Annotated in this window: 11 protein-coding genes; 7 read left to right on the forward strand and 4 right to left on the reverse strand. The window is 66.5% G+C overall.

Annotation, left to right across the window (positions count from 1 at the left end):
- The first annotated feature begins 317 nt into the window (after positions 1-317).
- From RZR99_RS03900 to RZR99_RS03915, 4 genes are all read left to right on the forward strand, one after another.
- Positions 318-1565, forward strand: coding sequence for an ABC transporter substrate-binding protein (locus RZR99_RS03900; RefSeq protein ID WP_323118431.1), 1248 nt, complete (start codon positions 318-320; stop codon positions 1563-1565).
- Positions 1566-1710: 145 nt separating this feature from the next.
- A complete protein-coding gene (locus RZR99_RS03905) occupies positions 1711-2652 on the forward strand; it encodes a carbohydrate ABC transporter permease (protein ID WP_323118432.1) in 942 nt (313 codons plus the stop codon).
- On the forward strand, positions 2642-3499 hold the full coding sequence (locus RZR99_RS03910; RefSeq protein WP_323118433.1) for a carbohydrate ABC transporter permease: 858 nt from the start codon (positions 2642-2644) through the stop codon (positions 3497-3499). The genes RZR99_RS03905 and RZR99_RS03910 overlap by 11 nt, the downstream gene beginning before the upstream one ends.
- Before the next feature lie 102 nt (positions 3500-3601).
- Positions 3602-4720 carry an ABC transporter ATP-binding protein gene (locus RZR99_RS03915; RefSeq protein WP_323118434.1) on the forward strand — a complete coding sequence of 373 codons (1119 nt, stop codon included), beginning with the start codon at positions 3602-3604 and terminating at the stop codon, positions 4718-4720.
- An 82-nt stretch (positions 4721-4802) separates the two neighbouring features.
- On the opposite strand, the gene RZR99_RS03920 is transcribed toward RZR99_RS03915, so the two are convergent.
- The 3 genes from RZR99_RS03920 to trxB all read right to left on the reverse strand — a co-directional run bounded on the left by RZR99_RS03920 (position 4803) and on the right by trxB (position 7314).
- Positions 4803-5426 carry a trimeric intracellular cation channel family protein gene (locus RZR99_RS03920; protein ID WP_323118435.1) on the reverse strand — a complete coding sequence of 208 codons (624 nt, stop codon included), beginning with the start codon at positions 5424-5426 and terminating at the stop codon, positions 4803-4805.
- Positions 5413-6192, reverse strand: a complete 780-nt coding sequence (locus RZR99_RS03925; RefSeq protein ID WP_323118436.1) for a Smr/MutS family protein — start codon at positions 6190-6192, stop codon at positions 5413-5415. Before RZR99_RS03925 ends, RZR99_RS03920 begins: the two co-directional genes overlap by 14 nt.
- A gap of 159 nt (positions 6193-6351) precedes the next feature.
- Positions 6352-7314, reverse strand: a complete 963-nt coding sequence (trxB, locus tag RZR99_RS03930) for a thioredoxin-disulfide reductase (RefSeq protein WP_323118437.1) — start codon at positions 7312-7314, stop codon at positions 6352-6354.
- Positions 7315-7593: 279 nt separating this feature from the next.
- Between trxB and RZR99_RS03935 the strand changes: the two genes are divergently transcribed.
- From RZR99_RS03935 to RZR99_RS03945, 3 genes are all read left to right on the forward strand, one after another.
- Positions 7594-9897 carry a DNA translocase FtsK gene (locus RZR99_RS03935; RefSeq protein ID WP_323118438.1) on the forward strand — a complete coding sequence of 768 codons (2304 nt, stop codon included), beginning with the start codon at positions 7594-7596 and terminating at the stop codon, positions 9895-9897.
- 59 nt (positions 9898-9956) lie between these two features.
- Positions 9957-10661 carry an outer membrane lipoprotein chaperone LolA gene (gene lolA, locus RZR99_RS03940; protein ID WP_323118439.1) on the forward strand — a complete coding sequence of 235 codons (705 nt, stop codon included), beginning with the start codon at positions 9957-9959 and terminating at the stop codon, positions 10659-10661.
- A gap of 250 nt (positions 10662-10911) precedes the next feature.
- Positions 10912-12222, forward strand: coding sequence for a replication-associated recombination protein A (locus RZR99_RS03945; RefSeq protein ID WP_323118440.1), 1311 nt, complete (start codon positions 10912-10914; stop codon positions 12220-12222).
- On the opposite strand, the gene RZR99_RS03950 is transcribed toward RZR99_RS03945, so the two are convergent.
- Positions 12219-12482, reverse strand: a complete 264-nt coding sequence (locus RZR99_RS03950) for a DUF2164 domain-containing protein (RefSeq protein WP_323118441.1) — start codon at positions 12480-12482, stop codon at positions 12219-12221. The genes RZR99_RS03945 and RZR99_RS03950 overlap by 4 nt on opposite strands.
- Between the last annotated feature and the right edge of the window lie 182 nt (positions 12483-12664).

Consider the following 12664-nt stretch of genomic DNA (forward strand, 5'->3'; position numbering starts at 1 on the left):
TGGGGCATGCGGCGTGCGGTGCACGCCGAGTGTCGAATGTTATCGGACATTGGTGGTGCGCATATTTCGCCCGCGCCGCATGTCGCTGCACCCTGGGTTCGAGCCGCGCCGCGGCGAGAGCCGGAATCACAAGAGGAGACAATCGTTGAATCTCAAGCCACTCAGTTCCTAAGAGCCCGCGGCCGGTGTCGGCCCGCACGCATCGCATGCGTCGTTCGCGGCTCGATTCCCCCGCATTTCACGTATGTCCGGTAGAACCCGGCTTTCGCGTACGCTCGAAAGCCTTACGAGTTGATTCAGTCTGGAGGAGATAAGTAATGAAAGTTCGCGCGATCATGGGGGCGCTGTGCGCCGCAGGTCTGATGCTCGGCGCCGCGGCGGCGCAGGCGGCTGAAAACGTCACCGTGCTGCACTGGTGGACGTCGGGCGGCGAGTCGAAAGCCGTCGGCGTGCTGAAGGACGACCTGCAGAAGCAGGGCTACGTATGGAAGGATTTCGCGGTGGCGGGCGGCGCGGGCGCCGCGGCCATGACCGCGCTGAAGACCAAGGTGATCAGCGGCGATGCGCCGTCGGCCGCGCAGATCAAGGGTCCGCTGATCCAGGATTGGGCGGACCAGGGCGTGCTGGTCAATATCGATTCGGTCGCGGGCGACTGGAAGCAGAACCTGCCGCCGGAAATCGACAAGATCATCCGCTACAAGGGTAACGTCGTCGCGGTGCCGTTCTCGGTGCACCGCGTGAACTGGCTGTACATCAACAAGGCCGCGCTCGACAAGATCGGCGCGAAGGTGCCCACCACGTGGCCGGAATTCTTCCAGGTCGCCGACAAGCTGAAGGCGGCCGGCATTCAGCCGGTCGCGATGGGCGGCCAGCCGTGGCAGGATCTGACGCTGTGGGAAGACGTCGTGCTGTCGCAGGGTCCGGCGTTCTACAAGAAGGCGCTGGTCGATCTCGACCAGGCGACGCTCACGTCGCCGCAGATGCTCGACGTGTTCAACACGGTGCGCCGGATCCAGGGCTACTTCGACAACGGCCGCAACGGCCGCGACTGGAACCTGGCGACCGCGATGGTCATCAACGGCAAGGCCGGCATGCAGTTCATGGGCGACTGGGCGAAGGGCGAGTTCGAGAGCGCCGGCAAGAAGGCGGGCAAGGACTACATCTGCGCGGCGGTCCCGGGCACCGCGCATTCGTTCACGTTCAACGTCGATTCGTTCGTGTTCTTCCAGCAGAAGGGCCAGAAGACGGCCACGCCGGGCCAGCTGGCGCTCGCGAAGACGGTCATGACGCCCGATTTCCAGGAGCAGTTCAGCCTGCTGAAAGGGTCGGTGCCGGTGCGCCTCGGCGTGAAGATGGACAAGTTCGACGACTGCGCGAAGAAGTCCTATGCTGACGAGCAGACCGCGATCAAGTCGGGCGGCTTCGTGCCGTCGCTCGCGCACAGCATGGCGCAGAGCGATGCCACGGCGGGCGCGATCACCGATGTCGTGACGAAGTTCATGAACTCGTCGCAGGATTCGAAGAGCGCGGTGGCCGCGCTCGCGAAAGCCGCGAAGGTGAAGTAAGGGAGCGGATACGCCCGGTCGCGGCAGCGTCGCTTACCGGGCGTTTTCATATCCGTCTCGAACGGGCCGTGGCCGGCCCGCGCCGTATCCGACGCCGGCCCGGCCTCAGCCGAGCCAGGCGTTCTTGTTCCAGGAGTCGAATCAAGTGGCTGCCCCTCTTAGCGGAAACGGACCCAGCGCGGCTGCCGCCGCCCGTCGCACGTCGCCGCTGTCGGCGTTCGCCGATCGCTGGATTCCGAAGCTGGTGCTCGCGCCCAGCATCGCGATCGCCGTGGTGTTCATCTACGGCTTCATTGCCATCACCGGCTATCTGTCGCTGACGAATTCGCGCCTGCTGCCGAATTACGCGTTCGACGGCTTCGGCCGCTATACCGACCTGTTCCAGAACGACGTCTGGTGGACCTCCGCCGCGAACCTCGGCTGGTTCGGCATCCCGTTCATCGTGGTCTGCGTCGTGCTGGGCCTCTTTCTCGCGATCCTGCTCGACCAGCGGATCCGCAACGAAGGCGCGCTGCGCGCCGTGTTCCTGTATCCGATGGCGCTGTCGTTCATCGTGACGGGCACCGCATGGCAGTGGATCCTGAATCCCGGCCTCGGCCTCGAGAAGGTGATGCACGACTGGGGCTGGGCGAGCTTCTCGTTCGGCTGGCTCGACGATCCGGACAAGGCCATCTTCTGCGTCGTGATCGCGGCGGTGTGGCAGTCGACCGGCTTCGTGATGGCGCTGTTCCTCGCCGGCCTGCGCGGCGTGGACGCCGAAATCTTCAAGGCGGCGCAGGTGGACGGCGCGACGCTGCCCACCATCTACCGCAAGATCGTGATCCCGAGCATGCGTCCGGTGTTCTTCTCGGTGCTGCTGATCCTCTGCCACATCACGATCAAGACCTTCGACCTGGTCGTCGCGCTGACGGCGGGCGGGCCGGGCACGTCGTCGTCGCTGCCGGCGATGTTCATGTACACGTTTTCGTTCAACCGCGGGCAACTGGGCCTCGGCGCGGCATCGTCGGTGATGATGCTGGCGACCGTGGTGGCGGTGCTCGTGCCGCTGATGTATCTGGAATCGAGGAGCACGCGCAATGCAGCCTAAGATGACGATCAGCCGGGCCGTCATTTATGCGGCGCTGCTCCTGTTCGCGTTGTACTTCCTGTTTCCGATCTACGTGATGCTGTCGACGTCGTTCAAGGATCTCGACCAACTGCGCACCGGCAACCTGCTCACGCCGCCGACCCACTGGAGCTTCGATCCGTGGGTGAAGGCGTGGAGCGGCGCCTGCACGGGCGTGCGCTGCGACGGCATGAAGCCGTTCTTCTTCAATTCGATCGCGATGGTGATCCCGGCCGTGCTGATCTCGTCGATCGTCGGCGCGTTCAACGGCTACGTGCTCACGCACTGGCGCTTTCGCGGCGCGGACGCGCTGTTCACGATGCTGCTGGTCGGCTGCTTCATCCCGTTCCAGGTGATCCTGCTGCCGATGGCGCGCCTGCAGGGCATGCTGGGCCTCGCGAACACGACGACCGGCCTGGTGCTGGTGCACGTCGTGTACGGGATCGCGTTCACGACGATGTTCTTCCGCAACTTCTACGTGAGCGTGCCGGCCGAGCTGGTGAAGGCCGCGCGGATCGACGGCGCCGGCTTCTTCACGATCTTCACGAAGATCCTGCTGCCGGTGTCGCTGCCGATCTTCATGGTGTGCCTGATCTGGCAGTTCACGCAGATCTGGAACGACTTCCTGTTCGGGATCGTGTTCTCCGGCGTCGATTCGATGCCGATCACGGTGGCGCTGAACAACCTCGTCAACACGTCGACGGGCGTGAAGGAATACAACGTCGACATGGCGGGCGCGATCATCGCGGCGCTGCCGACGCTGCTCGTCTACGTGGTCGCCGGCCGCTACTTCGTGCGCGGCCTGACGGCGGGCGCGGTGAAGGGATAGGCGCGACCATCCACCCGAACCGCCGCGCGCGCCTCGCCCGCGCGGCGAACCGATAGGACATGGCGTGACGCTCACGCCGCACAGAGACAGAGGATTCACAGCATGGCAAGCCTTTCCATCCGTGACGTGTACAAGACCTACCCGAATGGGGTGCCGGTTCTGAAGGGTGTCGACATCGACATCGAGGACGGCCAGTTCCTGATTCTGGTCGGCGGCTCGGGCTGCGGGAAATCGACGCTGCTGAACATGATCGCGGGCCTCGAGACCGTGACGAGCGGCGAGATCCGCATCGACGGCAACGTCGTCAACGACCTGTCGCCGAAAGACCGCGATATCGCGATGGTGTTCCAGTCGTATGCGCTCTATCCGTCGATGACGGTGCGCGAGAACATCTCGTTCGGCCTCAATATCCGCAAGGTGCCGAAGCCGGAGCAGAAGCAGATCGTCGATCGCGTGTCGTCGATGCTGCAGATCGAGCACCTGCTCGAGCGCAAGCCGGGCCAGCTGTCGGGCGGCCAGCGCCAGCGGGTGGCGATGGGCCGCGCGCTGGCGCGCGATCCCGCGCTGTTCCTGTTCGACGAGCCGCTGTCGAACCTCGACGCGAAGCTGCGGATCGAGATGCGCTCGGAAATCAAGCTGCTGCATCAGCGTCTCGGCACGACGATCGTCTACGTGACGCACGACCAGATCGAGGCCATGACGCTCGGCGACCGCATCGCGGTGATGAAGGACGGCGTCGTCCAGCAGTTCGGCGCGCCGCAGGACATCTACGATTCGCCGTCGAACCTGTTCGTCGCGGGCTTCATCGGCGCGCCGCCGATGAACTTCATCAACGGCAAGCTGGTGGAGCAAGGCAGCGGCGTCGGGCTCGAGATCGACACCGGTCCGACGCGCGGCGTGCTCAACCTGCCGTTCGACGCGAAGCGGATGAACGGGCATGTCGGCCGCGACGTGATCCTCGGGCTGCGGCCGGAGCGCATCACCGACGCGCGCAGCGCGCACAGCGGCGAAGCGTCGGGGCTGCAGCCGATCGAAGTGACGGTCGACGTGACGGAGCCGACCGGCCCGGACACGCACGTGTTCGCGCAGGTGAACGGCAAGCGCATCGTGAGCCGCGTGCACCCGGCCGCCGACCCGCGTCCGCTGCAGAACCTGACGCTGCTGTTCGACGTGTCGAAGGCCGTGGTGTTCGACCCGGCGACGGAAGCGCGGATCGCGTGACGGCGGATGCCGCGCCCGCGCGGCGCGGCAGGCTCTGACAAGACGCGAGGCGCCCCGGTGGCCCTCGCGTTTTTTATTGCGGTCAGTGCGGCAGGCGCACGTCGAGCTTGTAGGTGACGAGGCGGGCGATCAGGATGAAGCCCGTGGCGAGCAGCACGCTGTAGACCGAATCGACCTGCAGCCAGACCAGCAGCAGATAGAACCAGCAGCCGACGAACGCGCAGGTCGCGTAGGGCCGGGAATCGCGCAGGATCAGCGGGATGTCGTTGCACAGCACGTCGCGGATGATGCCGCCGAACACCCCGGTGATGACGCCCATCATGACGGCGATGAAGTAGGGCATCTCGGCGTCGAGCGCGATCGACGTGCCGGAGATGCTGAAGATGCCCAGGCCGATCGCGTCGGCGACGAGCAGCATCCGCTCCGCGGACAGCCGCGACATCATCCTCAGTACCAGCGGCGCGAACAGCGCCAGCGCGAAGATCACGATCACGTAGTTCTGGTGCTCGACCCAGTAGAACGGGCGGCGCTCCAGCATGATGTCGCGCGCGGTGCCGCCGCCGAACGCGGTCGCCAGCGCGATGAAGAACGTGCCGACCGAATCGAGCCGGTTCTTGCGCGCCTCGACGAAGCCGGAGATCGCGAAGGCCAGCGTCGCGATCGCCTCCAGCACCGCGATCGCGAGCGTCAGTCTAGGGTGCGGCACGCGGCCCCCGTTCGCCCGGGGCGGGCGACGGCTGCAGCAGCACCAGCACCGCGCCCGCGCCGCCGTCGTGGCCGCGCGCCTGGCAGAACGCGATCACTTCTTCCTTCTGCACCAGCCATGCGCGCACCTTGCCTTTCAGCACCGGCTCCTTGCCGACCGAGCCGAGCCCCTTGCCGTGGATCACGCGCAGGCAGCGCAGCCCTTTCTTGACCGCTTCGCGGATGAATTCGGCGAGTGCCTCGCGGGCCTCGTCGCGGCGCATGCCGTGCAGGTCGAGCTGCGCCTGGACGATCCATGCGCCGCTGCGCAGCTTGCGCACCACCTCGCCGCTGATGCCGGGACGGTGGTAGTAGAGCGTTTCGTCGCTGTCGAGCAGCGTCTCCGGGTCGAACTCGTCGGAGAGCGTTTCCGACAGGACGGCTTCCTCGTCGCGCCGGGTCTGCTTGGGCACGGGCGGCGGCGGCACGCGGCCGGGCGTCGCCCGTTCGGGGGGCGTGAGCGGCGTGGTCGCGCCGATCTCGCGGCGGAACAGGTCGGCATCGGCGGCGGCTTCGCGCGCGGCCTTGCGGGTTTCGACGCGCTCGCGCTCGCGGCGCTCGGCGTCGCCCTTGAGCGCGCTGCGCAGCGCGCCGAGGCCCGCGAGGCCCTGGCCGCGCAGTTCGGTGTCGGCGGGCGCCGGCGCGGGGGCTGCTCGGGCCGGCGTGGCCGGCTGGGCGGCGGCGCGCCGCTTGGCGGGATCGCTCGGATGAGGCTGGTTTTTCGCCATGATGGTTCGGGTGCTCGAAGGCGGGCGATGCGCCGGCGCGGACCGGCGTATCGCCCGCGGACGTGAAAAGGCCGCTGCGCGAGCGGCAGCGGCCTTGTCTGGACGGCGGCGGCGTGCACGCGGCGGACGCCATTGTAGCGTCCGCTCCGCGCCCGGCGCTTACTTGCGGTCGTGCAGGCTCTCGAGGTAGCGCTGTGCGTCGAGCGCGGCCATGCAGCCCGTGCCCGCGCTGGTGATCGCCTGACGGTAGATGTGATCCTGCACGTCGCCCGCGGCGAACACGCCCGCGACGCTCGTACCGGTCGCGTTGCCCGACAGGCCGCTGTTCGTGATGATGTAGCCGTCCTTCATTTCCAACTGGCCCTTGAAGATGTCGGTGTTCGGCTTGTGGCCGATCGCGACGAACAGGCCCTGCACGGCGATGTCCTCGGTCGCGCCGGTTTGCGCGTGCTTGATGCGCAGGCCGGACACGCCGGAATCGTCGCCCGTCACTTCGTCGAGCACGTGGTTCCATTTGATCTCGACCTGCCCTTCCTTTTCCTTCTCGAGCAGGCGATCGATCAGGATCGGCTCGGCGCGGAACTTGTCGCGGCGATGGATCACCGTGACCTTCTTCGCGATGCCGGTCAGGTACAGCGCCTCTTCGACGGCCGTGTTGCCGCCGCCGACCACGGCGACGTTCTGGTTCTTGTAGAAGAAACCGTCGCAGGTCGCGCAGGCGGATACGCCCTTGCCCATGAACGCCTCTTCGGACGCCAGGCCGAGGTACTGCGCGGAGGCGCCCGTCGAGATGATCAGCGCGTCGCAGGTGTACTCGCCCGAATCGCCGATCAGGCGGATCGGCTTTTCGTTCAGCTTGGCGGTGTGGATGTGATCGAACACGATTTCGGTGTTGAAGCGCTCGGCGTGCTCGAGGAAGCGCTGCATCAGTTCGGGGCCCTGCACGCCCTTCGCGTCCGCCGGCCAGTTCTCGACGTCGGTCGTGGTCATCAGTTGCCCGCCTTGCGCGATGCCCGTGATGAGCAGCGGCGACAGGTTGGCGCGGGCGGCATAGACGGCGGCCGTATAGCCGGCGGGGCCGGAACCGAGGATCAGAACTTTGGCGTGTTTGGGCGTGGACATGGGCAAGATCCGTAAAAAACGGCCGGGCGGGGCGGGGTAGCGCAGCCGGACGGCCTGGTGCGGCCGGATCGCCGGCCGCGGAATACCGCTGTAGTTGGGTATGGAATGCGCATTATAAAGGCCCGCATGCTGCACTGCCGAACGGCAGTTTCAATCGCGGCGATAGCCTTTGGGCGGGCCGGCGTTACCGTCATTTACACTTGCCGGAGCGGCGCAGCGTTTACAATAGGCCGGATCGAACGATCGGCGGCCAGCGGGCCGCCCTATCTAAACGGATTCATGGCAAAAGCTCCTTATACCGCTCAGGCGCAGGCGTTGCCGCACCGCATGTCGCGGCTGCTCACCGAGATCCGCTGGATTCTGCAGGTCGCGGTGTTCGCGTTCCTGCTGATGGCGCTCCTGAGCTACAGCCGGCGCGACCCGAGCTGGACCCACGCCGCGCAGGTCGACCACATCTCGAACTGGGCCGGGCGCGTCGGCGCGTGGACGGCGGACATCATGCTGCTGCTGTTCGGGCTGTCCGCGTACTGGCTCGTCGTGCTGCTCGCGCGCCGGATCGCGTCGAACTACCGCCGGATCACCCGCCACGACGGACTGCCCGAAGAGCCGCGCAAGCCCGCCAGCTGGCTCGCGGAGGGCTTCGCGTTCGTGTTGGTGCTGCTGGCGAGCGACGGTATCGAGGCGCTGCGGATGTGGTCGCTGAAGGTTCAGCTGCCGCGCGCGCCGGGCGGCGTCGTCGGCGAGACGGTCGCGCGCGGCATGTCGCATGCGTTCGGCTTCACGGGCGGCACGCTCGCGCTGCTGGTCGCGTTCGCGATCGGCCTGTCGCTGTATTTCCGGTTCTCGTGGCTGTCGGTGGCGGAGCGCGTCGGCGACGGGATCATCTCCGCCGTCACGCTGGCGAAGCTGCGCCGCGAGGCCGAGCGCGACCGCAAGCTCGGCGAGGCCGCCGCGGTGCGGCGCGAGGGCAAGGTCGAGGAAGAGCGGGTCAGGATCGAGGACCACGAGCCGGTGACGATTGTGCCGCCGATCGTCACGCCGGCAAAGTCCGAGCGGGTCGAGAAGGAGCGCCAGGTGCCGCTGTTCACCGACCTGCCGGGAGACTCGACGCTGCCGGCGGTCTCGCTGCTCGATCCGGCGCCGCAGACCCAGGAATCGATTCCGGCCGACACGCTCGAATTCACGTCGCGGCTGATCGAAAAGAAATTGAAGGATTTCGGCGTCGAGGTGAGTGTCGTGGCCGCCTATCCGGGCCCCGTCGTCACGCGCTACGAGATCGAGCCCGCCACGGGCGTGAAGGGCAGCCAGATCGTCAATCTCGCGAAGGATCTGGCGCGCTCGCTGTCGCTCGTGTCGGTGCGGGTCGTCGAGACGATCCCCGGCAAGAACTACATGGCGCTCGAATTGCCGAACCAGCGCCGCCAGACGGTGCGCCTGTCCGAAATTCTCGGCTCCGAGGTGTATGCGGCCGCGTCGTCGCTGCTGACCATCGGGCTCGGCAAGGATATCGGCGGCAAGCCGGTCTGCGCCGATCTCGCGAAGATGCCCCACCTGCTGGTGGCCGGCACGACCGGCTCGGGCAAGTCGGTCGGGATCAACGCGATGATCCTGTCGCTGCTGTACAAGGCGACCGCCGAGCAGGTCCGGCTGATCCTGATCGATCCGAAGATGCTCGAAATGAGTGTCTACGAAGGCATTCCGCACCTGCTTTGCCCGGTCGTCACCGATATGCGCCAGGCGGGCCACGCGCTCAACTGGACGGTGGCGGAGATGGAGCGCCGCTACAAGCTGATGAGCAAGCTCGGCGTGCGCAACCTCGCGGGCTACAACAACAAGATCGAGGATGCGCACAAGCGCGAGGACAAGATCCCGAATCCGTTCAGCCTGACGCCGGACGATCCGGAGCCGCTCGGCCGGCTGCCGCACATCGTCGTCGTGATCGACGAGTTGGCCGACCTGATGATGGTGGTCGGCAAGAAGGTCGAGGAACTGATCGCGCGGATCGCGCAGAAGGCGCGCGCGGCGGGCATTCATCTGATTCTCGCGACGCAGCGTCCGTCGGTCGACGTGATCACCGGGCTGATCAAGGCGAACGTGCCGACCCGGATCGCGTTCCAGGTGTCGTCGAAGATCGATTCGCGCACGATTCTCGACCAGATGGGCGCGGAATCGCTGCTCGGCATGGGCGACATGCTGTACCTGCCGCCGGGCAGCGGGCTGCCGGTGCGCGTGCATGGCGCGTTCGTATCGGACGACGAGGTGCATCGCGTCGTCGAAAAACTAAAGGAACACGGCGAGCCGAACTATATCGAAGGCTTGCTCGAAGGCGGCATCGCCGACGGCGATGAAGGCTCGGCGGGCGCCGGCGAAGGCGGCGGCGAGTCCGATCCGCTGTACGACCAGGCGGTCGAGGTCGTGATCAAGAATCGCCGCGCATCCATCTCGCTCGTGCAGCGCCATCTGCGGATCGGCTACAACCGCGCGGCCCGGCTGCTGGAGCAGATGGAGCAGTCGGGGCTCGTGTCGGCGATGTCGTCGAGCGGCAACCGTGAAATTCTCGCGCCGGCGCGCGACGCGGAATGAATCCGCATCCGGCCGTGCCGCAACTGCGTTGCGCCGGCCATCCAGGGAGAAAACTCAGCATGCAGCAATCGTCGTTGGCAGTTCAGTTGAAACAGGATTCGAAGCCCGGGTTCGTGCGCCGGTTCGGCGCGGTGCTCGCGGGTGCCGCGCTGATGCTGGCCGCGTCGCATGCGTTCGCGAGCGGCACCGAGCAGTTGAAGGCATTCGTCACGCAGGTGCATGCGGCGAAGGGTGAATTCACGCAGCAGATCGTCAAGGCGCCGTCGAAGGGCGCAAGCGGCGCGTTGGCCACCCAGAAGCCGAACGACAACTCGAGCGGCAGCTTCGTGTTCGCGCGCCCAGGCAAATTCATCTGGTCGTACGAGAAGCCCTATCAGCAGGTGCTGCAGGCGGACGGCGACAAGCTCTACGTCTACGACAAGGATCTGAACCAGGTCACCGAGCGCAAGCTGGCGGGCGCGCTCGGCGCGAGCCCGGCCGCGATCCTGTTCGGCAGCAACGATCTCGACAAGAACTACACGCTGCGCGATGCGGGCGAGAAGGGCGGGATCGACTGGCTCGACATGCTGCCGAAGTCCCAGGACACGCAGTTCCAGCGGATCGGGATCGGTTTCCGGAACGGTACGCTCGCGGCGATGGAATTGCACGACGTGTTCGGCAACGTCACCTTGCTGACTTTCACCAACATCCAGACGAATCCGCCGCTCAAGGCCGATCAGTTCAGGTTCGTCGTGCCGAAGGGCGCGGACGTGATCACCGGCTGAACGCCGCCGTATCGGCCGATGGCCGGGCCCGCCAGCGATGGCGGGCCCGTTTCGTTTGGCGAACGCGATGGCCGCGAGGGGCGGGCAGGCGCAGGGCGGACACGGCGGCTTTTGCGCGTTCCCCGTGCGGACCGCCCGCATCGCCAGGGCGGCGGACGGCCTCCGCCGAGCCCGTCCGCCGTGCCGCTGTCATAATGTGCGGTCCGGCGGCGCACGATGCCGCTACCGTTTTTTGTGGGAGCCGAGGTCCATGTCCGACCTGTTTCAAGTCGAGCCGCGCCGGCCGCTCGCCGAAGCGCTGCGCCCGAAGACGCTCGCCGAGGTGATTGGCCAGACGCACCTGCTGGGCGAAGGCAAGCCGCTGAGGCTGGCGTTCGAATCGGGCAGGCCGCATTCGATGATTCTGTGGGGGCCGCCGGGCGTCGGCAAGACGACGCTCGCGCGCCTCACGGCGCTCGCCTTCGATTGTGAGTTCATCGCACTGTCGGCGGTGCTGAGCGGCGTGAAGGATATCCGCGAGTCGATGGAGCAGGCGAAGGACACGCTCAACCGCACCGGCCGCCATACGATCCTGTTCGTCGACGAGATCCACCGTTTCAACAAGGGGCAGCAGGATGCGCTGCTGCCGTTCGTCGAGTCCGGTCTCGTGACGTTCATCGGCGCGACGACCGAGAATCCGAGCTTCGAGGTGAATTCGGCGCTGTTGTCGCGCGCGCAGGTGTACGTGCTCAAGTCGCTGACCGACGACGAGATGCGCCAGTTGCTGAAGCGTGCGCAGGACGTGGCGCTCGACGGCCTCGCGTTCGACGACCTCGCGGTCGACACGCTCGTGGGCTATGCGGACGGCGACGCGCGACGTTTTCTCAACCTGCTCGAACAGGCGCAGACGGCGGCGCGCTCGGCGGGCGTCGCCGCGGTCGACGCCGCGTTCGTCAGCAATGCGATGACGCTAAACGCGCGCCGCTTCGACAAGGGCGGCGACAACTTCTACGACCAGATCTCGGCGCTGCACAAGTCCGTGCGCGGCTCCAGCCCGGACGGCGCGCTGTACTGGCTGTGCCGGATGTTCGACGGCGGCGCGGATCCGACGTATCTCTCGCGCCGCATCGTGCGGATGGCGTGGGAAGACATCGGCCTCGCCGACCCGCGCGCGATGCAGGTCGCGAACGACGCGGCTCAGACCTACGAACGGCTCGGCTCGCCCGAGGGCGAACTGGCGCTCGCGCAGGCGGTGATCTATCTCGCGTGCGCGGCGAAGAGCAACGCGGGCTACAACGCATTCAACGCGGCGATGGCGTTCGTCAGGCAGGACAAGTCGCGCGAGGTGCCGGTGCACCTGCGCAACGCGCCGACCAAGCTGATGAAGGAACTGGGCTACGGCCACGCGTACCGCTACGCGCACGACGAGCCGAATGCGTATGCGGCAGGCGAATCGTATCTGCCGGACGGCATGCGCGAGCCGCGCTGGTATCAGCCGGTGCCGCGCGGGCTCGAGACCAAGATCGCCGAGAAGCTGGCATGGCTGCGCGGGCTGGACCAGGAAGCCGGCAAACAGGACTAGCGTTTCCGGTCGAATTTCCTCCAGTAGTCGAACGGTTCCTCGTGGCATTCGATGTCGAGTTCGGCGACGCGCGCATGGAGCCGTTCCTGCGCGTCGGCGACCGCGAGGTTGTAGATCACCGGCGCGATTTCCTCGACGAAGAAATTGAGCAGCGCGCCGGCCTGGATGTTGCCGATCGGTTCGTCGAGATTGGCGGTGAAGTAGCGCTGCAGCGATGCGATCGCGCGATCGCGCACGTCCTTGTCGAGTTCGATGGTCATGGGGGCTTCCGTCAGGCTTGGATTGAATGCAGGGCGACGGCCGTGCCGGCGCCGCGAGCCGACATACTGACACGAGCCGTTCGGCATGTGTTTTCTCGATATTCCCGCGCGGCGGGGCCGGCCCGTCCACCGTGGCGGGACCGCGGTGCGTTAGAATTCCGCTTTCATACAACGATTTTCTG

It is taken from the genome of Burkholderia alba, assembly GCF_034721475.1.
GTDB classification, from domain to species: domain Bacteria; phylum Pseudomonadota; class Gammaproteobacteria; order Burkholderiales; family Burkholderiaceae; genus Burkholderia; species Burkholderia alba.